20 protein-coding genes are annotated in these 20,936 nt (G+C 68.5%); 5 read left to right on the top strand and 15 right to left on the bottom strand.

Annotated features, from left to right (window positions below; genetic code table 11):
- Nucleotides 1-582: 582 nt before the first annotated feature.
- Nucleotides 583-1,530 (top strand): AAA family ATPase, encoded by a 948-nt coding sequence (locus ACFVWG_RS16370; protein ID WP_391544106.1) that lies wholly within the window; start codon nucleotides 583-585, stop codon nucleotides 1,528-1,530.
- Complete coding sequence (locus ACFVWG_RS16365) at nucleotides 1,527-2,480, top strand: ParB/RepB/Spo0J family partition protein (RefSeq protein ID WP_391544105.1); 954 nt, start codon at nucleotides 1,527-1,529, stop codon at nucleotides 2,478-2,480. Before ACFVWG_RS16370 ends, ACFVWG_RS16365 begins: the two co-directional genes overlap by 4 nt.
- Nucleotides 2,481-3,541: 1,061 nt before the next feature.
- On the opposite strand, the gene ACFVWG_RS16360 is transcribed toward ACFVWG_RS16365, so the two are convergent.
- The 5 genes from ACFVWG_RS16360 to ACFVWG_RS16340 form a co-directional block, all read right to left on the bottom strand.
- Nucleotides 3,542-4,510 carry a class I SAM-dependent methyltransferase gene (locus ACFVWG_RS16360; protein ID WP_391544104.1) on the bottom strand — a complete coding sequence of 323 codons (969 nt, stop codon included), beginning with the start codon at nucleotides 4,508-4,510 and terminating at the stop codon, nucleotides 3,542-3,544.
- 41 nt (nucleotides 4,511-4,551) lie between these two features.
- Nucleotides 4,552-4,902 (bottom strand): DUF3817 domain-containing protein, encoded by a 351-nt coding sequence (locus ACFVWG_RS16355; protein WP_391544103.1) that lies wholly within the window; start codon nucleotides 4,900-4,902, stop codon nucleotides 4,552-4,554.
- Nucleotides 4,899-5,714: an SURF1 family protein gene (locus tag ACFVWG_RS16350; protein WP_391544102.1), complete on the bottom strand. Its 816-nt coding sequence runs from the start codon at nucleotides 5,712-5,714 to the stop codon at nucleotides 4,899-4,901. The genes ACFVWG_RS16355 and ACFVWG_RS16350 overlap by 4 nt, the downstream gene beginning before the upstream one ends.
- Before the next feature lies 1 nt (nucleotide 5,715).
- A complete protein-coding gene (locus tag ACFVWG_RS16345; RefSeq protein ID WP_391544101.1) occupies nucleotides 5,716-6,663 on the bottom strand; it encodes a D-alanine--D-alanine ligase in 948 nt (315 codons plus the stop codon).
- Nucleotides 6,664-6,795: 132 nt separating this feature from the next.
- Nucleotides 6,796-8,106: a PLP-dependent aminotransferase family protein gene (locus ACFVWG_RS16340; RefSeq protein WP_391544100.1), complete on the bottom strand. Its 1,311-nt coding sequence runs from the start codon at nucleotides 8,104-8,106 to the stop codon at nucleotides 6,796-6,798.
- Nucleotides 8,107-8,240: 134 nt separating this feature from the next.
- On the opposite strand from ACFVWG_RS16340, the gene ACFVWG_RS16335 reads away from it, so the two are divergent.
- Genes ACFVWG_RS16335 through ACFVWG_RS16325 form a run of 3 tightly spaced genes read left to right on the top strand, consistent with a single transcriptional unit; the run spans nucleotide 8,241 to nucleotide 9,518 of the window.
- Nucleotides 8,241-8,429 carry a hypothetical protein gene (locus ACFVWG_RS16335; RefSeq protein ID WP_391544099.1) on the top strand — a complete coding sequence of 63 codons (189 nt, stop codon included), beginning with the start codon at nucleotides 8,241-8,243 and terminating at the stop codon, nucleotides 8,427-8,429.
- Between the two features lie 52 nt (nucleotides 8,430-8,481).
- Complete coding sequence (locus ACFVWG_RS16330; RefSeq protein WP_391544098.1) at nucleotides 8,482-9,132, top strand: GNAT family N-acetyltransferase; 651 nt, start codon at nucleotides 8,482-8,484, stop codon at nucleotides 9,130-9,132.
- Nucleotides 9,132-9,518, top strand: coding sequence for a DUF2784 domain-containing protein (locus ACFVWG_RS16325; RefSeq protein ID WP_391544097.1), 387 nt, complete (start codon nucleotides 9,132-9,134; stop codon nucleotides 9,516-9,518). Before ACFVWG_RS16330 ends, ACFVWG_RS16325 begins: the two co-directional genes overlap by 1 nt.
- Nucleotides 9,519-9,626: 108 nt before the next feature.
- On the opposite strand, the gene ACFVWG_RS16320 is transcribed toward ACFVWG_RS16325, so the two are convergent.
- The 10 genes from ACFVWG_RS16320 to ACFVWG_RS16275 form a co-directional block, all read right to left on the bottom strand.
- Nucleotides 9,627-9,953, bottom strand: a complete 327-nt coding sequence (locus ACFVWG_RS16320; protein WP_391544096.1) for a PadR family transcriptional regulator — start codon at nucleotides 9,951-9,953, stop codon at nucleotides 9,627-9,629.
- Between the two features lie 23 nt (nucleotides 9,954-9,976).
- The gene (locus ACFVWG_RS16315; protein WP_391544095.1) at nucleotides 9,977-10,924 is read right to left on the bottom strand and encodes a DUF6528 family protein; all 948 of its coding nucleotides are present in this window, start codon (nucleotides 10,922-10,924) and stop codon (nucleotides 9,977-9,979) included.
- Between the two features lie 114 nt (nucleotides 10,925-11,038).
- Nucleotides 11,039-12,163, bottom strand: a complete 1,125-nt coding sequence (locus ACFVWG_RS16310) for an N-acetylmuramoyl-L-alanine amidase (RefSeq protein ID WP_391544094.1) — start codon at nucleotides 12,161-12,163, stop codon at nucleotides 11,039-11,041.
- Nucleotides 12,164-12,210: 47 nt separating this feature from the next.
- Nucleotides 12,211-12,540 carry a thioredoxin gene (gene trxA, locus ACFVWG_RS16305; RefSeq protein WP_132165553.1) on the bottom strand — a complete coding sequence of 110 codons (330 nt, stop codon included), beginning with the start codon at nucleotides 12,538-12,540 and terminating at the stop codon, nucleotides 12,211-12,213.
- Between the two features lie 29 nt (nucleotides 12,541-12,569).
- Entirely contained in the window at nucleotides 12,570-13,556 is a 987-nt protein-coding gene (gene trxB, locus ACFVWG_RS16300; protein ID WP_391544093.1) for a thioredoxin-disulfide reductase, read from the bottom strand.
- A 117-nt stretch (nucleotides 13,557-13,673) separates the two neighbouring features.
- Entirely contained in the window at nucleotides 13,674-14,438 is a 765-nt protein-coding gene (locus ACFVWG_RS16295; RefSeq protein ID WP_391544092.1) for a hypothetical protein, read from the bottom strand.
- A gap of 127 nt (nucleotides 14,439-14,565) precedes the next feature.
- On the bottom strand, nucleotides 14,566-15,285 hold the full coding sequence (gene sigM / locus ACFVWG_RS16290) for an RNA polymerase sigma factor SigM (protein ID WP_391544091.1): 720 nt from the start codon (nucleotides 15,283-15,285) through the stop codon (nucleotides 14,566-14,568).
- A complete protein-coding gene (locus ACFVWG_RS16285; protein WP_391544090.1) occupies nucleotides 15,282-16,937 on the bottom strand; it encodes a protein kinase family protein in 1,656 nt (551 codons plus the stop codon). The genes sigM and ACFVWG_RS16285 overlap by 4 nt, the downstream gene beginning before the upstream one ends.
- A gap of 93 nt (nucleotides 16,938-17,030) precedes the next feature.
- Nucleotides 17,031-18,677, bottom strand: a complete 1,647-nt coding sequence (murJ, locus tag ACFVWG_RS16280; RefSeq protein WP_391544089.1) for a murein biosynthesis integral membrane protein MurJ — start codon at nucleotides 18,675-18,677, stop codon at nucleotides 17,031-17,033.
- Nucleotides 18,670-20,931, bottom strand: a complete 2,262-nt coding sequence (locus tag ACFVWG_RS16275; protein WP_391544088.1) for a hypothetical protein — start codon at nucleotides 20,929-20,931, stop codon at nucleotides 18,670-18,672. Before ACFVWG_RS16275 ends, murJ begins: the two co-directional genes overlap by 8 nt.
- Nucleotides 20,932-20,936: the final 5 nt, after the last annotated feature.

Below are 20,936 nucleotides of genomic sequence, written 5' to 3'. Positions count from 1 at the left end.
GCGGAGGCGTCATCGGGGGAGAGCGCCCCGGACGGAGTTGCGCCGTACGGCACCAGCTCCGTGAAGACAACGTCGCCGGCGGTCAATTCTCCGGTCGCCACCTCCGGGGACACAACCTCCTCGGTCGCCACCTCGGGGGACGCCACCCCCTCGGTCGCCACGTCCTCCGCGGTTACTGCGGACGCGGGTTCGGTGGCGCCTGTGGAAGGCGCTCCGGTCGACCCGGCTTCCGGGGAAGCGCCTGCGAGCGGCCCCGAATACCGGCCGCCGGCCGATGGGTCGGCTCTCCGCGCCGCCGCGGCCAGTGGTCTCGATCTCACTCCGCCAGCCACGCCGGATCCCGTTTCACGTGAAACGGCGAGTTCGGGAGATGATGGCGTTTCACGTGAAACGGCGTCCCTGGTCGACGCCGACACGGACCTTGCCGAGTCTCCACCGCCTGTGGATGACGACCGTACGAAACTGCCCTCTTACGCGGGGATTCGTCCACAGAGGCCTGTGGATGAAGCTGGGGGCAGACCCGCACCAACCCCCACTGACATCCTCTTCGGGCCAAGTCCCGCACCTATTGGAATGGGCGCTATGACTGCCGCACAGATCGCCGCGCGGGCCACGTCGGACGAGCTTCAGCGACGACTTCTCGAGACTCCGATCGCCGCCGCCACCGAACGGACCCTGCTGGTGAATGAAGGACGCACAATGGGCCGCGAGTTCCCGCTGCCCGCCGAGACCCGGGTCTTCGTTGTCGCCAACCAGAAGGGCGGCGTCGGCAAGACCACCACCACGGTGAACGTCGCTGCCGGCCTGGCGCTGTACGGCGCCCGGATCCTCGTCATCGACCTGGACCCGCAGGGCAACGCCTCGACGGCCCTCGGTATCGACCACTCCGAAGGCACCCCCGGTGTCTACGAGGCGATCATCGAGAACGAGCCGCTGAGCAAGCTGCTCCAGCCGTGTGCCGAGCATCCCGGCATCCAGGTGATCCCCGCGACCATCGACCTGGCCGGTGCCGAGATCGAACTCGTCAGCATCGTGGCGCGCGAGAGCCGGCTGAAGCGGGTCCTCGACGCGCACCTGGCCGAGACCGAGGCCGCCGGCGAGAAGTACGACTACGTTTTCATCGACTGCCCGCCGTCGCTGGGTCTGCTGACCGTCAACGCGCTGACCGCGGCCCGCGAGGTACTGGTTCCGATCCAGAGCGAGTACTACGCGCTCGAGGGTCTGTCCCAGCTTCTCCGCCACATCGACATGGTGAAGTCGCACCTGAACCCCGGGCTCGACGTCTCCACCATCCTGCTCACCATGTACGACGCCCGCACCAAGCTCGCTGGTGAGGTCGCGGCCGAGGTTCGGGGTCACTTCCGGGACGCGGTACTGCGGACCGCCGTCCCGCGCTCGGTCCGGATCTCGGAGGCGCCGAGCCACGGCCAGACCGTGCTCGCCTACGACCCGGCCTCGGCCGGCGCACTGTCGTACCTGGAGGCTTCGCGTGAGATCGCCATGCGGAACAACCTCGAGGAAGCCCGATGAACACCCGACTCGGCCGCGGCCTGGGCGCGTTGATCCCCAGCAATCCCGCGCCCGGCACTCCGCCGACCCTCGGTAGTAAGTCGCACTCGATCCCCGGCGCACCGCCGATCGCGAGGCCCGGTCCGGAGCTGGCCGCGGTTCCGGGCGCCGAGTTCGCGGAGATCGAGGTCGGGAAGATCACCCCGAACCCGAAGCAGCCGCGCTCCGTCTTCGACGAAGAGGCGATGGAAGAGCTCGTCCACTCGGTGAAGGAGATCGGCCTCCTGCAGCCGATCGTCGTGCGCCGGCTCGACGACGACAAGTACGAACTGGTCATGGGCGAGCGCCGCTGGCGCGCCACCCAGGCCGCCGGCCTGACGACGATCCCGGCGATCGTGCGGGACACCTCCGACGACGTCATGCTCCGCGACGCGCTCCTGGAGAACCTGCACCGCAGCCAGCTGAACCCGCTCGAAGAAGCGGCTGCGTACCAGCAGATGCTCGACGACTTCGGCTGCACCCAAGAGGTCCTCGCCAGCCGCATCGGTCGCTCCCGCCCGCAGATCTCCAACACGCTCCGGCTGTTGAAGCTCCCCGCCGGCGTCCAGCGCCGCGTAGCCGCCGGTGTGCTGTCGGCTGGCCACGCCCGCGCGCTCCTCGGCCTCCCCAGCGGTGACGCCATCGAGCGTCTCGCCCAGCGCATCGTCGCCGAGGGCCTGTCTGTGCGCACGGTCGAAGAGATCGTCGCCCTGGGCGACATGAACGGCGACGACCCGACGCCGGCCCGCCGCCGCAACAAGCCGGTCGCGCCGCGCCTGGTCGACCTGGCCGACCGCCTCTCTGACCGCTTCGAGACCCGCGTCAAGGTCGACCTCGGAAAGACCAAGGGCCGCATCACCGTCGAGTTCGCGACCATCGACGACCTCGAACGGATCGTCACCCTCATGGACCCCAACAAGCCCACGACCTAGCACCCCGCGTATCCCAAGCCACGGCCGCCCGGCCGACGGGCACCGACCGCGCCGACCTGACTGGGGAGGATGCAGGACGGAATCGGGTGTGGCTCGGGTGGTGGATCCTCCCACTGTGCTTGGTGAGGTACTCGTGCCTCCCCGAACCGGTTTAGGGAGCGATAGCGCGACAGGTCCGGGCTGGGGCGAGGACCTGCACCACCGTCCAAGTGCGTTCCTGGCCCGTCCGGTATGGCGCGCTGAGCGTGAACCGCGCGAGTCGCGCAGAGTTAGACGGTGATGGCGGTCGGCCAGGCCATCACCACTGGTTCGTTCGGCCGGTTGCCCGCCTGCGATCGCGAGGTGCCGGCCGGTTGTGATGGCCCGGGCGTCCGGAACACCGCGGTGTACCGACGGACGGGTAGTGGTTCGTTCAGCGACATGCCGACCCGCGTGCCAACACAGTCGCCGACAGGTTACCGAGGACCACTACCCGTTGGCCGGTACACCTTGCACCTGTGCCGCAGTCGGCCAGAGCCAGGCCACGGCGTGCAGCTCGCCCATCGTGGCCAAGGTGTCCGGCGAGCTGCACGAGAAGTCGCCCATAGGCGTCTAAACCGCACCCCTACGGCTGCTCGACTCAGGCACTAACCCGAATGACCGAAGTCAGGTCATCGGGTCGGCAGCTGAGGCCCGGTCGAGCTGTCGTTGTGCTGGAGCGGCTTGCGGGGCGATGTCTCGCGCCCGGGCGGCCTCGCGGGGCACATCAGTCGGAGGTCGGAGTCCGCGGGGTGAGTGATTCGCGGTGCGATTTGTGCCGGCTGCTGGCGGGCTGGTGTGTTCAGGCGGCTGGGTGCTGAGGATGCGGATGGGACGGCCAGTCAGTTGTGGCTCGAGCAGCGCGCGGGACCGGGAGGTCTAGCTGAGGGAGCCGGCGTTCTTGTGGTCTCGGTGGCGCGCAGCTGGGTGGTGGTTTGGGGCTGGGTGCGGAGGTCGATATTCCTCTGTGGGGCGGATTCTCCGGGCCGGATGGGGTGGCCTTCTTCTCGCCGTGCCTGTTTCGAGGGCGCTCAGAATCGCGTTCACAGAGGAATATCGGCACCCCGAGAATCGCGTAGATATGTCGACAAAACTACTTGATGACACGCGGCGTGGTTCCACGTGAAACATTGCGGGTCGCGCGGATGAGGTAGGTGGGCGGCTGAGGGGCCCAGGCCGCCGTACATGTCGGCGACGGGGGACTCGGCGAAGTGGGTGAGGTGGAGGCCGGCGGTGAGGAGCGCGGTGATGATGTCGGAGGGCGGCCAGACGAAGGCGGTGAAGGGCGGGGGTGTTGGGGTGTCGCGGGCGCCGGTGGGCAGCTTGGCGTTGTCGATGGTGGAGCGCGGCGCGGTGCGGCCGAAGTAGTCGGTGGTGACGGTGACCGTGTTCGGGCCGGTGACAGTGACGACTTCCCAGATGGGGTGGTGGTCGGCGAGGAGGATTGAGCCGCCGGGGCGGAGGCGGTCGGCGATGATCGTGGCCCAGGTGGTGAGGTCGGGAACCCAGCAGATCGCTCCCCAGCTCAGGTAGATCAGGTCGAGATCGGTGAGGTCTGCGGGAAGGTCGAGCATGTCGGCTCGGCGGAAGTCGACCGGGATACCTGCCTCGGAAGATTTCGTCCGGGCGAGGTCGATGGCGACCTCGGAGATGTCGACGCCGGTCACCGAGGCGCCGAGGTTCGCCCAGGAAAGGGCTTCGTCGCCACAGGAACAGGCGAGTTGAAGAACCCGGCGGCCCGCGACATCGCCTGCCGCCTCCACCTCCTCGGGGCTGAGTGCGGAGCCGCCCTCGGCGAAGAAGGCGGCCGGCCGGCCAAGCCGCTCGCCGTGGATCGAGTTCCAGCTGGCCCTGTTGGCTGCGGTGATGTCACGGAGCCGAGGGTCGACCAGGTCCTGAGGCGCGCTCCGCAGATCGGTGCCGGCGAGGGCTGCTGTCTCTAGCGGGGCGGGCTCCGACGGAACGGCGTCGGCGGAGGCGTGGGGCGGGGGCGGGTCGGCGTTGGGTGGCATGAGGCCGACGGTAGGGCGGGTGGATGGGCCGCCCAAGTGGTTTAGCGGCCGAGGAGTTCGTGGGTGGTCTTGCGCTCGGCGTAGAAGGACAGGAACGGGATAGTGCCGGCTACTGCCATCAGGACCAGGCGCGGCAGAGTCCAGCGGACTCGGCGGAAGAGGTCAAAGGTGGCCAGGAGGTAGACCACGAAGAGGAAGCCGTGGAGGGGGCCGATGACGTTCACGGCGGCGGCGTTGTCGCCGAGGTACTTCAGGGGCATGGCGACGAAGACCAGCAGGAGCAGCATCACGCCGACGATGTAGGCGATCACCCGGTAACGGGTCAGGGCGCCGCGGACGGCGGGGGTGAGCTGTGCGCTGGCAGTGGTGGCGGGGTCCGCTGGTGAAGTCACGCTGAAACGGTACCGCTCGTCCCCACAGGCTCAACCGGGCGGTCCGACTCAAGCAGTTCGGGGTCGTCCTCGTCGGAACCGCGGTGCGCGTCGAGGACCATGCGGGCCCACATCCAGAGGGTGAAGGCGGCGAAGATCCACCACTGGAAGGCATACGCCACGTTCCGCAGGCCGGCGTGATCCGTCGGGGGAGCAGGCGGTGTCACCGCGGTCGGCGCCGGCGAAGGAACGGTGCCGGAGTCCAAAGCAGTCTGTACGACGAAGGCGTCGTACAGGCGGTAGTCGACCATGTGGACGAGCGTGGGGATCCGGAGCGACGAGAGCACTCGGCCCTTGGCGGCATCGCCGGATGAGTCCGCGGCCTCGGAGGAGATGACCGAACCGGACAGCTGTACCGGCCCACTCGGCGCGGCGACAGCGGGATCGCTCACCGATGCCACCCAGCCGCGGACGACCATCACCGCACCGCTGTCGAGCTTCACCGGGCTGACCACCCAGAAGCCGTTCTCGTTGCCGTTGCGTCGGTCGGCGATGAAGACCTGGTCAGCGGCAGGACCCCAGGTCCCGGCGACCGTCACGCGTCGGCCAACAGCCTTGGCCGGAAGGCCATCGTCGACGGAGAACAGCGACTGCAGAGCGACCGGCGCCGCCTGGGCTTGCTTGGCAGTGGCTTCGGCAGTCTTCGACCGATAGACGTCGAGCTGCCAGACGCCGAGGACCGACATCACCGCAGCGATCGCCAGCGCGAGCAGCAGTAGCGCCGACCAGCGTGGGGAGAGGGCCGTCCGCCAGAGCGGTCGTTCCGGTGTCATCTCAACGAGCCGCGGCCGCAGCCAGCAGGTCGCGGCACAGCACGCCGAGCTCGATTCCAGCTGCCTCGGCGGCGAGCGGGACCAGCGACGTCTCCGTCATCCCTGGCGCAACATTGACCTCGAGGAACCACGGCACACCGTCCGCGTCGACGACGAGATCCGACCGCGACAAGTCACGCAATCCCAGCGCCACATGGGCGGTCACAGCTGCCGCAGCGCAAGCGCCCGCAACCTCAGCAGCCAACCGAGCCGGTACGACGAACTCCGTCGCACCCGCCGTGTACCGCGCCTCGTAGTCGTAGAACCCCGAGTCCGGAACGATCTCGACCGCCGGCAGCGCACGCGGTCCATCGCCGGTGTCCACCACCGTGACCGCGACCTCGATGCCATCGACGTACCGCTCGATCAGCGCAACAGGCCCGTACGCGTAGCAGTTCACCATCGCCGACGGCAGCTCTTCGGCTGAGCGCACGATCGATGCACCCAGGGCCGAACCACCACGGGCCGGCTTCACCACGAGCGGCAGACCGATCTGGTGGACGACCGCCTCCATCAGCGCAGCAGCGCCGAGCTCGCGGAAGGTGTCGTGCCCGAGCACGACCGACTCCGGCGTGCGCAGTCCGGCCTTGCCGACCATGGTGGCCGCGACCGGCTTGTCGAAGGCGGTGCGGCACGCGGCCGCGTCAGCGCCGACGTACGGAACGCCGTACAGGTCGAGGACCTGGCGCAGGGCGCCGTCCTCACCGGTCACGCCGTGCAGGACGGGGAAGATCGCATCGGGTGCGTCCTCGCGGAGCCGGTCGACCAGGCTCGCGTCGACATCCCGCTGCTCGACCTCGACACCCACGCTGCGCAGGGCTTCGGCGACGCGGCGGCCCGAGCGCAGCGAGACGTCCCGCTCATGCGACAGTCCGCCGGCCAGTACCAGCACTCGACCCAGATCACTCATCACACATTTCCCGATCACTCGAAGGCGACATCCGGCGGGCGCCGGTCCCGAGGCCCACTGGAACGGTACCGCTACCGAATCAACGATCCCCTGCCGCCTGGAGATCCATAGCGCAACCTTTGCCCAGAAGGGCTAACTCAACTCCGGCCCCGGCGCTTCGTAGCCGTGGCTCGCGCCTGGGGTCAGCGGCCCGAACGTCTGCCGCAGCTCCAGTTCCTCGTTGATCACCGCGGCCAGTCGCGAGACGCCCTCGGTGATCCGCTCCGGCGTCGGGTGGCAGTACGACAACCGCATGCACTGCGAACCGAAGCCGTCCGCGAAGAACGCCGTACCGGGGACGTAGGCGACGCGCGCCGTCACTGCTCGCGGCAGCATCGCCTTGGCATCAAGGCCTTCCGGCAACGTCAGCCAGACGTAGAAGCCACCACCGGGCCTGGTCCAGGTCGTTGCTGCAGGCATCTTCTCGGTCAGGGCCGCGAGCATCGCGTCCCGGCGCTCGCGATACATCTCGCGGAACTGCTTCACCTGGCCGAGCCAGTCATGCCTGGTCAGGTACGACGAGATGGCCAGCTGACTGAACACCGGCGGACACAGGGTGGCCGATTCCTGAGCCAGCACAAGCTTCTCCCGCACCGCGTGGGGTGCAACCACCCACCCGACCCGGAAGCCCGGAGCAAAGGTCTTGGAGAACGAGCCGAGGTAGATGACGCCTTCGCGGTCCTCGGCGCGCAGTGCGCGCTGAGGTTCACCGTCGAAGCCGAGCAGACCGTACGGGTTGTCCTCGAGGATGAGCAGATTGGCCTGCTGGCAGATCTCCAGCACCCGCTTGCGGCGCTCGTCGGACAGCGAAACCCCGGCCGGGTTGTGGAAGTTCGGAATCGTGTAGAAGAACTTGATCTTCTTCCCCGCGGCGCGAACCGACGCGATCGCCTGCTCCAGCGCCTCCGGTACGACGCCGTTGTCGTCCATCGCGACGTGCACGACCTCGCACTGGTACGCACGGAAGACACCAAGCGCACCGACGTACGACGGCGCCTCGACGATCACGACGTCACCCGGATCGCAGAACACCCGCGTCACCAGGTCGACCGCCTGCTGGCTGCCGACCGTCACGCAGACGTCGTCCGGGTGCGCCTCGATACCCTCCAGCCGCATCACGTCGCAGATCTGGTCCCGCAGGCCGGGATCACCCTGGCCGGAGCCGTACTGCATCGCGACGGCGCCGTGGTCGATCACCAGATCGCGGACCGCGCTGCCCACCACATCGAGCGGCAGGCCGGCGATGTTCGGCATCCCACCGGCGAGTGAGACCACTTCCGGCCGGCTCGCGACCGAGAACAGTGCGCGGATCTCCGATGCCGTCATGCCCTTGGTCCGTGCTGCGTACCGGTCGACATAACTGTCGAGACGGGTCTGCCGGACATCGGGCACGTCAGTACTCACGGAGCCACTCCACAGGTCTACGAGGGGAAGGTCACCAGGCTAACCCCGATAGCCCGAACGCGCCTGGGCTGTGGAACGGCGCGACCTCTCACTACCATGCCTTATAGGGGCAGTACGGCGGAAGGCGGACGGGTATGAGCGTGGGCAAGACTGTCGGCGTCGCGGCCGGTGGAGTGCTACTGGGTGTGCTGGCCGGGTTCGCCGGTGAGCTCTTCCGGCGGCAACCAGCCGCGAAGGTGCAGCAGCGGTACGTCGCCCCCCGGGCGGCCGAGACGCCGGAGGTGCGGCCACCGGCTCCCGCTCCGGCCCCGGCGACCCGCTGAGTGGACGGGTACGCAAGGTGACGGAACTAACAGTCCACATAACGGCGATCTGATGACCCGCCGGCTGGAACCGCTGACTCTCGCTACGCTCGGCGAGATACCGGCGCCATGCCGTGACTGCGTCTTCTGGGAGCTCGACCCGGTCGCCGCCCGCCAAGCCTGCCGCAACGGTGACACCGCGCTGGAGAAGGAAGCGTGGCTGTCCCAGCTCCTCCTCGACTGGGGACCCGCCGGGGTGGTGATGTACGTCGACGACGAGCTCGCCGGCTACGCGATCTACGCCCCCTCGGTGTACCTCCCGCGGATCCAGGCGTTCCCGACCGCGCCGGTCAGCCCGGACGCCGTCGTACTGGCGACGGGGCGGATCCTGCCGCGGTACCTCGGGCTCGGGCTCGGCAAGGTGCTTGTCCAGGCGGTGGCGAAGGATGTGCTGAAGCGCGGCTTCCGGGCGCTCGAGGCGTTCGGTGACTCGCGGTGGGACGGGCCTGGCTGTGTCTGGCCGACCGACTTCCTGCGGGCGGTCGGCTTCGGCGTCGTCCGCGAGCACCCACGGCATCCGCGGCTGCGACTGGATCTGCGCTCGACGATCACCTGGCGCAGTGAGATGGAGGCCGCGGTCGAGCGACTGATGGGCGCGATCCGGCCGGAGCAGGCGCCGCCGGTCACAGTCCGGGAGTCCGCACCGCCGGCCCGGACGCCCTGATGCTCTGGCGGCTCCTCGCCGACGTGATGCTGGTGCTGCACGCCGCGTTCCTGCTGTTCTTCGTCGTGGGCGGATTCCTCGTCTGGCGGTGGCCGAAGGTGGTGTGGGCGCATCTCGCGGTCGCGATCTGGAGTCTGGCGATCGTCGTCATCGACTACGACTGCCCGCTGACCGGCGCCGAGAAGTACTTCCTGCGCCGCGGTGGCGAGGACGTCTACGCCGGCGGCTACATCAACCACTACCTCAACGGCACGATCTGGCCGGAGGGCGCGACGCCGGTCGCGGAGAAGGTCGGCTTCGCGCTCATCGTGATCTCGTACGTCGGCTTCTTCGTCCTCCGCAGCCGTCGTCGATCGAGGGTCGGCTCAGTGAAGTCCCCGACGTGAACGACCGTTCGGCGAGGGACAGGAGTGGACTTTCGCGTCCGGGCGGCTCGACGTGCTGCCCGGTCAGCGCTTTCGTCGTCGTACCGCTGTCGCTGGTCGCGCTGCGGGCTACGCCTCGTTCGGGCGTAGCACCCCTTCGACCACGGTCCGGAAGGTCAGCCACTCTTCCTTGCCGGAGGCAAGCATCTTCTGTCCGGACGACGTGAGCTGGTACGTGCGCCGCTTCCGGCCCCCGACCGTCTGCCACTCGCTGGCCAGATAACCGGCGCGCTCCAGTCGGCGCAGGGCCGGGTACAGCGTGCCGGTCGGCAGGTCGAGGGCACCACCGCTGCGCTCGAGCAGCGCCTCCATGATCGCGTACCCGTGCAGCGGGTCGTGCTCGACAACCGCCAGGATCATCGGGTCGAGGTGTCCCCGCAGCACGTCTGCCTTCATGCTCTGCCCTTCATGTAGGCAGTCTACTCATATCGCGAGCTCCACACCCGGGCCTTGTAGATCTCGGCGCCGGTGATCTTCCGGGTGGCTGTCCCCGGTACGGCGAAGTTGACCGTGTCGGTGCACCAGTCGGTCCGGCAGCCACTCTTCGGGGTGGTGCGAACCTCCTGTGCGTTCGGCATGCTGCTGATGCTCTTGATCCCGGCCTCGTTCAGCGTCGTCACGATCGTCGCGGTGGACTTGCTGACCTGGTAGACCTTCGAGCCCGTCGATACCCAGAGCAGGTCGTGGTTCTCCAGGACCGGCGTGAGGTCGTGACCGCCGCCGGTCAGTCCCGGGACCGACGCGACTTCGGTCAGCTTGGGCGCGGCCGCCGTACCGGTGATCTTCAGGGCCGCCAGCTTGCTCCCGCCCAGCACCCACAGCACCTGCCGCGTCGGGTCCCATTGGACGCCGTGCGCATCAGGCAACGCGTAGCTCGCATAGGCAGCAGAGGAGGAACCCTGGGAGGCCGTGTAGACGCGGACGAAGCCGTCCGTGCTGGCGGCAACGGCCACGTTCCCATCCGGCAGAAGCTCGATGCTGTGCGGGTTGTTGGCCGATCCGACGTTCACCGCCCACAACCGCTGGCCGCTCGGGTAGCCGATCAGCGCGGCCAGACCGCGCGAATCCGTCACCACCGCCACGTAGGCGTCGGCCTTCATCCGCAGCTTCACATCGGACGGCAGGCCCCAGGCTCCGGTCAGCCCGGAGAACCCGTTGGCACTGGTCGGCGACCACGTCCACTTCCGGGCGGCCGCCGTATCCCAGTCGGCAACCGCCGGATCCATCAGCCGGATGCGGGCGGCCGGCAGGTTGTCATAGCTCTGGTCGGTAACCGCCACCAGACGACCGGTCTCAGCGGCCTCCGCAGGTGGCGCTGAGGTGAGGAAGGTGGCAAGGACACAGATACTGCCGAGCAGGCGGAACATGGCAACCCCCAGGTCAGAATGTCACCGCCAAGGCTAATGGCGTTGTGACCCGCTCACCACGTCAGACCGGCGGCAGGTGTGCCGACCCTGAGGGCGGGAGCTTGTCCTGCCGTACTAGACCGTGAGTTGACCGAAGCGGAGCATGCCGGTCGCCGCGTCCTGCTCCGGCGGCAGGTAGACGCGCTGGATGGCGACCACGATGGACTCGGCGATCACGTCGCGGAAGGTCGGGTCGGCCAGCCGCGCGGAGTCGTGCGGGTTGGTGACGTAGCCGATCTCCAGCCGGACCGCGGGCATCTTGGTACGACGCAGCAGGTCCCAGGTCTTGGCATGGGTGCGGCAGTTCAGCAGGTCGGTGCGGGCGACGATCTCGCGCTGGACCAGGCCGGCGAACTGCTCGCCGACGCTCGACGAGGCGCCGTGCAGGTCGTTGCCGTAGAAGTACGTCGCGACACCCTGAGCTTCGGGGTTCGCGGAGCCGTCGGTGTGCAGCGAGACGCAGAGATTGGCGTCCGTGTCGTTCGCGAAGGCGGCGCGGGCCAGCTCGTCCGGCCCCTGATCGCGTCCACGGGACAGATAAGCCCGTACGCCGGTCGCTCCCAGGCGACCCTCGATTCGGGCGGCCAGGTCATAGGCGACGTCGGACTCACGCAGCCCGAAGCCCTCCCAGCCATAGTCGAAGCCGCCGTGGCCCGGGTCGATCACCACGGTCTTGCCGGACAGTCGCGGGCCGGCCGCGCGAACGGCCTCCGACGCGCGCAGGGCGTCCGGGCGGCCGCCGGTCGCCATCGGCTTGATCCGCTGCAGGGCCTTGAACGTCGAGGGGCCACAGGTCCCGTCTGCGGGCAGGCCCATGTTGCGCTGGAACTCGGTCACCGCACGCTGCGTGTCCGGTCCGAAGATGCCGTCGATCCGGGCGACGGCGAACCCGAGCTCCTGCAGTTTGGCCTGCAGGGCCTGGACGTCGTCCCCGGTCTGCGGGTGCGAGACGACGAACGTCAGCAGCCGGTCACCCAGCCGCCAACGGGCGTCGTCGATCGCGCGGTACGTCTGCGGACCGACGATGCCGTCGATCATCAGGCCGCGTTGCTGCTGGAAGCCCCGGACGGCGTGCGCGGTCGCTTCGTCGTAGACGTCATGACCGCCGGTCAGCAACCCCAGACGCTGCAGCTTGCCGATGATCTCGGCCACTGCCTCACCGCTGTCGCCGATCCGGTACACGCCGTGCGAGCCTTCCATGAATACTGCTCCCTTGCCGTGGCGGACGGAGGTCCTACCTTGAAGAATTACGCCGTGAAGTCGGCGAGCTCCTTCAGCAGTGCCGCCTTCGGCTTGGCGCCGACGATGGACTTCGCGAGCTCACCGTTCACGTAGACGTTGATGGTAGGGATACCGGTGACACGGTAGTTGCTCGGGGTGACCGGGTTCTCGTCCACGTTCATCTTCAGGAAGGTCAGCTTGTCGCCGTGGTCGGCGTTCAGCTCCTCCAGGATCGGCGAGACCTGACGGCACGGGCCACACCACTCGGCCCAGAAGTCGACCAGAACCGGCTTGTCGCTCTTCAGCACGGTCGCGTCGAACTCGGCGTCGGTGACGGCATTCATCTTCTCGCCCACGGCGATATCTCCTTCAGAGGTTGTGAGGTTTAGACGGTGACGGGCTCGGTGGCGTCCGCGGCCGCCACGGTGTGCTCGAACTCGAGCGTGGCGAGCCAGCGCTCGGCGTCCAGGGCGGCGGCACAGCCGCTGCCGGCCGCAGTGATCGCCTGGCGGTAGGTGTGGTCGACGAGGTCACCGGCTGCGAACACGCCCGGCTGGTTGGTCTCGGTGCTGCCCTCACGGGTCAGCACGTACCCTTCCTCGTCCAGACGAATCTGACCGTGGATCAGCTCAGAGCGCGGGTCGTGGCCGATCGCGATGAACAGTCCGGTGACCGGAAGCTCACGCGTCTCGCCCGTCTCGGTGTCGCGAAGGACCACGCCGGTCAGCTTGTCGCTGCCCTGGATCTCGGCCACCTCGGAGTTCCACGCGAACTCGATCTTGTCGTTCGCGAACGCCCGCTCGGCCATGATCTTCGACGCGCGCAGCTCGCCGCGACGGTGCACCAGCGTGACCTTCGACGCGAACCGGGTCAGGAACGTGGCCTCTTCGATCGCGGAGTCGCCACCACCCACGACGGCGATCTCCTGCTGACGGAAGAAGAACCCGTCACAGGTCGCACACCACGAAACACCGTGGCCCGACATCCGGTCCTCGTGCTCGACGCCCAGCTTGCGGTAACCCGAGCCCATGGCCAGGATCACCGAGCGAGCCTGGTGCACGGTGCCCGCGGAGTCCGTGACCGACTTGATCTCACCGGTCAGGTCCATCGCGACGATGTCGTCAGCGACCAGCTCGGCGCCGAAACGCTCCGCCTGGGTGCGCATCTCGTCCATCAACGCGGGGCCCATGATGCCCTGCGCGAAGCCCGGGAAGTTCTCCACCTCGGTGGTGTTCATCAGCGCCCCGCCCGCGGTGACCGATCCCTCGAACACCAACGGCTCCAGCTGCGCACGCGCGGCGTACACGGCGGCCGTATAACCGGCCGGGCCGGAGCCGACGATGATGACGTTGCGAACTACAGAGTCGCTCATGCAGGCGTTCCTCGAATCGTTGAGACGGGTACGTCGTACTCAACGGAACTCTGAGGCCGACCATTCCCACGGTACCGATTGCGGGACGCTTACGCCGCCTTGGCCCACGGGAAGGGATCAGCGATTGCGCAGAGTCACGGTCGTGTCGTAGAACGACGTACCGGTCCCGCCACCACCGTCACAGCCGGTCAACACGTAGACCTCGATGTCACGCGGCGAACCGCTCTGCAGACCGATCACGGTCGCCCGGGCGCCGTCGACCTTGGCCGGCTGGACCAGCCGGAGTTGGGGGTTCGGCCGGGTGGAAGCGAAGGTCTGGGCGCAGGTGAGCTCGGCATTGCTGCCGTTCAGCACCGGGCCGCTGCTGGCCTCCAGCCACTTCTGCACCTGCGGAGCGATCTGGGCCGTGCTCAGCGACACCACGCCGGTCGGCAGGATCGCCGTCGGGTTCGTGTTCGCCGCGTTCTCGCCGGCCCGGTCCTTGGTCGCCACCACGACGCCGACACCGACCGCAGCGATCAGTACGACGGCCGCCGCCGCGCCGAGCAGCTTCGGCATGTGCCGGCGCGGCTCCTCGCGGATCTGCACGAGTGAGTGGACACCGACCGTCGACGCCCGCATCACGGACTCGGAGCTGATCACCGCATCGAGGTGCTCGGCGACGTCGGCCGGCATCGGAATGTCCATCCGGCCCTCATCGGCGAGATCCTCGGACAGTTGCAGCAGTGCGTCGTAGGTGAGCTGGCAGTCCGGGCACGCTTTCACATGCTCACGAGCACTGTGGGCCTCGGTGGCGGGCAGCAGGTTCTCGAGGAGGTCGGCGATGGTGTCCGTGTCGAGGTGCTCGAGGTGTTCGCTCGTCGGCAGACCGGAATCGGTCATCGTGAACTCGCCCCCAGACGGGACCGCGGTGTGGTCATCGGTGGAGTACTCCGGTCGAAGACGTCGGTGATCGGGTCGCCGGCGACGGGGCGAACCCCAGGCGACTCCGCTACGACGGGCTGGCGGCTCATTCGGTTCCCATGACTTCCGCAGCGGTTTTCTCCGGTACGTCGGAGTCGCCGCCGCGGGTGGTCTGCCAATGTCTGAGCAACGGCAGCAGGCGGGCTCGCCCACGGGCACACCGGGACTTCACCGTCCCTGGCGCACAGCCGAGGATCGCGGCCGCCTCCTCGATGGAGTAGCCCTCCATGTCGACGAGCACCAGCGCACTGCGCTGATCGGGGTTGATCTGCTTCAGTGCGTTCAGTACGTCGAGCCGGCGCTCGCGGACCTCGGCGGCGTCCTCCTCGACCGGCCCGGCCAGCTCGGCCGCGCGGTCCTCGTCCTCCGGCAGCGGATCGGCCTGGCGAACCTGCCGACGGCGGATCCGGTCCAGGCACGCGTTCACCACGATCCGGTGCAGCCAGGTGGTCACCTTGGCGTCGCCGCGGAACGAGTCGGCCCGGCGGAACGCCGAGATGAACGCCTCCTGCAGCGCGTCGGCCGCCTCCTCAGGCTCGCCGAGGGTGCGGATCGCGACCGCCCACATCCGGTCGCGGTGCCGCTTGACCAGGTAACCGAACGTGTCCGGGTTCCCGGCCACGTGCAGCCGGAGCAGCTCGTGGTCGTCCAGCTGGTCGTAGCTGACCGGTCCGGCCGCGTGGGCCGGCTGCGCGACGGGTTCACTCGCGCCGATCCGGGGGAGCTGAGCCGGTGGGTTGGTCCCCGAATCCAGATGTGCGGTCATTTCTGGATCGAGACCTCCGCGATCGTCCCGCGGTACGTCCCGCTGCCCTCTTCGGGGATGCTGGTCAGCCACACCAGCACGTACCGCGTCTCGGTCGGGGTGGCCGGCGTCAGCGCGACCGGGCCCTCGGGCTGGTCGTCCTTGTTGGCGACCGACCGCCAACCGCTCACGGCTGCCGGCGACTGGGTGGTGTCGTCCTTCGGGACCATGATCTGCAGACTGGTGCCGTCACCCTCGAGCGTCACGGTGACCTTCGAGATCGGGGTCGAGGCGCCGAGGTCGTAGATGATGCCTACCCCGGGCTTCTGGCCGCCGAAGTCCGCGCGACCCTTGTACGACTGGGTTTCCCAGGTCGTGCCGGCCTTGCCGTCGTAGGTCTTCGCGACGTCCTTCGGGTGCTCCTCGCCGTTGCCCGCGGGCTCCGGATCGAAGTCCTTGGCGCTGACGATCTTGGCGACCGTGCCGGTGGTCGCCGGCTTCGAGTTGGTCGCGGGCGGCGGCTGGCTCCCGGTACCGGGATCGTCGGTCTGGCCGTTGTTCATCGCGCCCTTGAGCAGGAACTGCGCCATCGCGACGACCGACAGCAGCGCCAGGATCGCGAGCAGGATCAGGATCCGGCCGCCCCAGGAGCCCTTCCGCTTCGGCTCCTCGGACCGCCGGCGGCTGCCACCACCGTTCGCGGGCGGGGGCGTCTGCCGACGCGCGGGCCGCGGCTCGACCGGCGCGTACGCCGCCGTCTCCGCGTGCCCGTTGGACGACTGGTACGCCGGTGGAGTCGGGTCGAGCGCGGGTGGCGGAGCCTGCGGGACCACCTGGGTGGCGTCGTCGATGCTGCCGTTCTGCCGGGCGACCTGGACGGTTTCGTCCATCTGGTTCGGCGGCTCGTGCGAGCTGCCGACAACTCCGGACAGCGCCGCGGACAGGCCAGCCGCGCTGGTGATCGGCGGCGTGTGGTGCCGCGGCGGGTCGGCCAGCAGGCGGTCGCAGATATCGTCCAGCGAACGCGGTACGCCGGCTCGCACCTGGCGCGGGCTCATCAGCCGACCATGCTCCACCGGTGCGGGCTGCAGACCCCAGGCCGGGGTCGCACCAGGCCAGCGGCCGGTCAGCGAGGCGTAGAGCAGCTCACCGAGCGCGTAGACGTCCTGCTCGGCCGTGCCTGGACCGCCCGACCGCAGCGCGGCCTCGGTGGCCAGGCCGACCACCTTGATCGCACCGGCGTCGGTGACGACAACAGTCGACGGGCTGATCGAGCCGTGCGCGTGGCCGGTGCGGTGCAGGTTCTCCAGTGCCTCGGAGACCTCACGAGCCAGCCAGCCGGCCTGCTGACCGGTCAGGGGACCTGTGGCGAGCATGCGCTCCAGCGGACGACCACCGGCCCACTCACGCACGCAGTACGTGACGCCTTCGAACATGTCGCAGTCGAGCACCCGTAGGAAGCGCGGGTCGGCCGCGGCGGCAGCGCGCCGCGCGGCATCGAAGAGGAGGTTGGTCCGCGGGTCGCCGACCGGCAGGACATCGACGACGACCGCTCGGCTGAGCACCTCGTCCACTGCCCGCCACACCCGGGCACCGTCGATCTCCGCGAGTAGCTCGGCGATCCGGTACCGCCCGGCGAGCAAGGCACCCGGACTGACGGTCTGGTTCGACACGGTGTCTCTCGCCCTCCTGGATGCGGTCGTCGGCAGCCACCATCGTAGTGGCATCGTGATCCAGTGCCGGTGCACTAGCGCACAAGCGTTCGATCAGCGGCGACCAGGCAGCTTCGATGTGATCATCGACACCACGTCGTTGACCTCGTGAATTCTTAGTACCCGGGCCACACCGGCGTACACCGGCAGCAGCACGATCCCCGCGATGGCCAACTCCAGCAGCGCGCCGAGCGGTCCGGAGAAGTCCACCACCTGCTCGACGCCCCACAGCACCAGTCGCCCGGCACCCGCGCCGAGCGCGGCCGCGATCACCATCGCGAGTAGCGGCAGCCCGATCCCGGCTCCGGCCACCCGCGGCACCCGTCGCCGCAGTACCGGCCTGGAGATCAGTACGGCGACTGTGTAGGACAGCGCGAAGGCACCGCCGAGCATGACACCGGAGTACCGCAGGTGCTCCTTGTCCAGCAGCACCCGGACGCCGACCAGAGCCGCGGTGATGTTCGTCGCCGCGATCACGCATTGCAGGAAGAACGGCGTACGGGTGTCTTCGAAGGCGTAGAACGTGCGCAGCTGGAAGTACTGGATCGTGTACGGCACCACGCCGAACGCGAGCGTGACGAGCGTGTACGACATCAGCGTCAGGTTGTTCTTACCGGAGCCGTAGCCCGCGATCACCGTGACGATCGGGTACGAGAAGGCGATCATCGCGGCCGCGGCCGGTACGACGATCGCCAGCGTCTGCCGGATCGACCGCGCGGACAGCCGGGCCACCTCGGTGAGATCGCGGTCCGCGGCCAGCGCCGACATCTGCGGCAGCGCCGCGGTCGCCAGCGAGACGGTGATGATGCCGTGCGGCATCAGGATGATCAACATCGCGGTCTGGTAGGCGGTCAGACCCGCCTTCGCGCCGATGTCGTGCGCGGCGCTACCGGCCAGGGCGAGCTTGGTGACGACGACCAGCGTCACCTGGTTCACCGCGACGAACAGCATCGTCCAGATGCCCAGCTTCGCCGTCTGGCTGAGCCCGGTCCCACGCAGCCCGAACTTCGGCCGGTAGGTGTGCCCGCTCGCCTTCAGGTACGGCAGCAGCACCAGCAACTGGACTGCGATACCGGCCGTGTGCCCGAGACCGAGCAGCAGTTGTTCGCCGTGCGTGTAGGTGGCCGGGGTGTCGCCGGTCCGGTAGACGAACAGGAACGTCACGATCACCGCGCAGGCGACGATGTTGTTCGCGATCGGCGCCCACATCATCGGGCCGAACCGGCGCCGTGCGTTCAGCACCTGGCCGACCAGCACGAACGCGCCGTAGAAGAAGATCTGCGGCAGACAGAGCTGGACGAACAGCACCAGGTTCGCCTTCTCGGCGAGCCGGGACGGATCGTGCAGTTCGTCCGGTGTGTAGAGGTCGGCGATCGCCGGGGCCAACAGCACACACGCGGTCGTGACGACAGCCAGTACGACGAAGCCGAAGGTCAGGATCCGGTTGGTGAAGTCCTGACCGCCGTCGTCGTGGTTCTTGATCGCCCGGACCAGTTGCGGGACCAGGACGGTGTTGAACACGCCACCGGCCAGCAGGATGTACAAGCTGTTCGGGATCGTGTTGGCAGCATTGAAGATGTCGGCCCGCAACGCGGTACCGATGGCCGCCGCGATCAGGGCGAGCCGGACGAATCCGAGCAGGCGGGACAGCACTGTGCCAGCTGCCATCACCGCCGCGGAGCGCAGGGTGCGGTCAGCCATCCTTCGAGCCGACTCCTTCTTTCAACGAAGTGGAAGTACCGGGGGCGGCCGGCAACGGAGCCGGGTGCAACGGGTCGATCTCAGGTTCAGGACTTGCCTCGGCCGCGTCGTCGTCAACAGCCGGCGGGTTCCGCCGCTCGGCCCGGATCCGCCGGTAGATCCGCACGAACGACGTACCGAAAAGCAGCGCACAGGCCGCGCCCACCAGAATCCACCCAACACTGCCGTACTGCGTGGCTTGGATCAGCAACGGTTGCGGCGTGCCGACTGTCTCACCGCTGACCGTGACCACCTGAGCGGTCGCCTGGATGACACCGTTCTGTTCGGCGCTGGCCGTGATCCGTGGCGTCCACTTCTTCCCGGGACCGAGCACCACCGTGTCGACAGTCCGGACCCGGAGGTCGGTCCGGTTCACCGACCGCACCATGACGCCGACCCGGATCGAATGGTCCAGGTCGTTCGCCACCGTCAGCGGGAACGTGCCGTTGCTGCCGGCGAGGTTGACCTTGATCCCCTTGCCCTTGTCGAGGCTCGAGTTGACCAGGTGCACCTTGCCCAGCTGCCCGTTCACCGAAGCGGCCTGGACGTTGACGTACTTGCGTGCTTCGTCCGCGTGGGTGCTCCAGCTGAGCGAGGCAGACTGCAGCAGACCCTTCTGCATGCTCGGGTTCACGTCGGCCGGCTCGGACAGCAGGCTCTCGTACGTCGTGATCGACTTGTCGACCCGCTCGACCGCATCGAGTTGGGTGTCGCTCAATGTCCCGTTCGTCTTCGGTGCGGCCGGCGCCGCGATGGGGCGCGGGTTCGGCGTGGCCTTCACGATCTGGTCGACGGTCACGGAATTGAGCCACGGCTGGCTGACTGCCCCGGCCAGAGCGGCGGTTGCCAGGCCGTCGGCATCCCAGCCTCTCGGCGGTACGACGACCGCCGTGGCCGGGCCCGTGCTGTTCGCGGCCAGCAGTGCGGTCTCGGCGAGGAACCGCTGCCGGACCTGGAGCGGGTTCTGGTCGGACCCAGCGTCCGGTCCACCTGCGGTCAGGGCCGAGTTGGCGACGACAGTCCGGGCCTGCTTCGCGGGTCCTTCGGGCGTCAGCACCTGGTAGACCGACGTTCCGGGCGTCAGCACCTTGGCGGCGTCCGCGGACCACGCCGCACTGTTGACCAGGTTGAGATCCTGGGCCTCGTTGGCGCCCCGGAACCCGCTGGCGGCGAAGGCGAGGTAGCGGCTCGCGGCGGCGCCGTTCTCCAGCCAGAGTCCGTTGGTCCGCTGCGGTACACCGAGGGCCGCTTGCTCAGCCTCCATCCGGGCCTGGCGGACCAGGTCCTTCAGCGCGCCACCCGCCTCGTACAGGCCGGCGACGTCCACATCGCCGTACGGGAGCGCGACCACCTGGCTGCCGTCCTGCTGGCTCTTCGTCAGGTCGGCCAGCCAGGCCTGTGCGACCTTGCCGTTGGTACCGGTGACCGCCTGGTTGGAGCCTGCACCGATCCGGTAGCGCGCCACCATCTGGTTGGCTGCGTCGACCAGCGCGGGGTCCACCAGCCAGGTGACCCGGCGCTGCTTCCCGAGATCGAGCAATCGGCGGAGCGATCCGCCCGGCCCCATGGCCTGCGCCAGCGAGTCGTCGGCGAACAAGGTCCCGCCGAAGAAGGTGGGTCGGTACTGCAGCGGGATGACCAGCGCTGTGCTCACTTTGTGGGTCGGCGGTTGGGTCCCGGTCACCGGCATCAGCGTCCGGGCGCGGCCAGCCGTCGTCCGCGCATGCTCCTGCGGGTCACCACGGAAGGTGACGCCCACGGTGTACACGCCGGTCTGGCTTGAGATCCGCCACTCTTTCCACGGCACCGTCAGCGTGAATGGCACCTTGGCGTTCGGCGCGAGTTTCTCGCCGAGGACCTGGAACGTCGGTGTGTCCGGAGTGTCGATTCCGGAGCAGCTGTTCCGGTCCTTCATCGGGATGTTCTGCTCGTTCGGGACCGCGGCGATCTGGGCGGCCGTGGTCAGCCGGTGGCGATCGATACAAGTGATCGCCTGCGGATTGCCGAAGGTCGTCGTACTGGTGTTCGTGACGGTGCCCTTGATGGTCACCGTGTCGCCCGGTTTGGGGGCGACCGGACCGAAGGAGTCGATGGTCACCTCGACGGTGGGATCGTCGTCCACGGCCGCTGCCGGGACGGCCGAAATCGCTGCCGGGGCAACGATCAGCAGGCTCGCGGTCACCGCCGCGGAGAGCCTCAGTCGCCGTCTGAACACGCCGT

It is taken from the genome of Kribbella sp. NPDC058245, from assembly GCF_042882005.1.
Classification (GTDB): Bacteria; Actinomycetota; Actinomycetes; order Propionibacteriales; family Kribbellaceae; genus Kribbella.
The sequence above is the reverse complement of the archived record's forward strand: the minus strand, read 5'-3'. Positions and strand labels throughout refer to the sequence as shown.

Coding starts and splice junctions, on each gene's coding strand:
- ACFVWG_RS16365 (WP_391544105.1), top strand. CDS start 1,527: ATGAACACCCGACTCGGCCGCGGCCTGGGCGCGTTGATCCCCAGCAAT.
- ACFVWG_RS16295 (WP_391544092.1), bottom strand. CDS start 14,438: ATGACCGATTCCGGTCTGCCGACGAGCGAACACCTCGAGCACCTCGAC.
- ACFVWG_RS16345 (WP_391544101.1), bottom strand. CDS start 6,663: ATGAGTGATCTGGGTCGAGTGCTGGTACTGGCCGGCGGACTGTCGCAT.
- ACFVWG_RS16330 (WP_391544098.1), top strand. CDS start 8,482: ATGACCCGCCGGCTGGAACCGCTGACTCTCGCTACGCTCGGCGAGATA.
- ACFVWG_RS16360 (WP_391544104.1), bottom strand. CDS start 4,510: ATGCCACCCAACGCCGACCCGCCCCCGCCCCACGCCTCCGCCGACGCC.
- sigM (WP_391544091.1), bottom strand. CDS start 15,285: ATGACCGCACATCTGGATTCGGGGACCAACCCACCGGCTCAGCTCCCC.
- ACFVWG_RS16325 (WP_391544097.1), top strand. CDS start 9,132: ATGCTCTGGCGGCTCCTCGCCGACGTGATGCTGGTGCTGCACGCCGCG.
- ACFVWG_RS16370 (WP_391544106.1), top strand. CDS start 583: ATGACTGCCGCACAGATCGCCGCGCGGGCCACGTCGGACGAGCTTCAG.
- ACFVWG_RS16335 (WP_391544099.1), top strand. CDS start 8,241: ATGAGCGTGGGCAAGACTGTCGGCGTCGCGGCCGGTGGAGTGCTACTG.
- ACFVWG_RS16350 (WP_391544102.1), bottom strand. CDS start 5,714: ATGACACCGGAACGACCGCTCTGGCGGACGGCCCTCTCCCCACGCTGG.
- trxB (WP_391544093.1), bottom strand. CDS start 13,556: ATGAGCGACTCTGTAGTTCGCAACGTCATCATCGTCGGCTCCGGCCCG.
- ACFVWG_RS16320 (WP_391544096.1), bottom strand. CDS start 9,953: ATGAAGGCAGACGTGCTGCGGGGACACCTCGACCCGATGATCCTGGCG.
- murJ (WP_391544089.1), bottom strand. CDS start 18,677: ATGGCTGACCGCACCCTGCGCTCCGCGGCGGTGATGGCAGCTGGCACA.
- ACFVWG_RS16310 (WP_391544094.1), bottom strand. CDS start 12,163: ATGGAAGGCTCGCACGGCGTGTACCGGATCGGCGACAGCGGTGAGGCA.
- ACFVWG_RS16315 (WP_391544095.1), bottom strand. CDS start 10,924: ATGTTCCGCCTGCTCGGCAGTATCTGTGTCCTTGCCACCTTCCTCACC.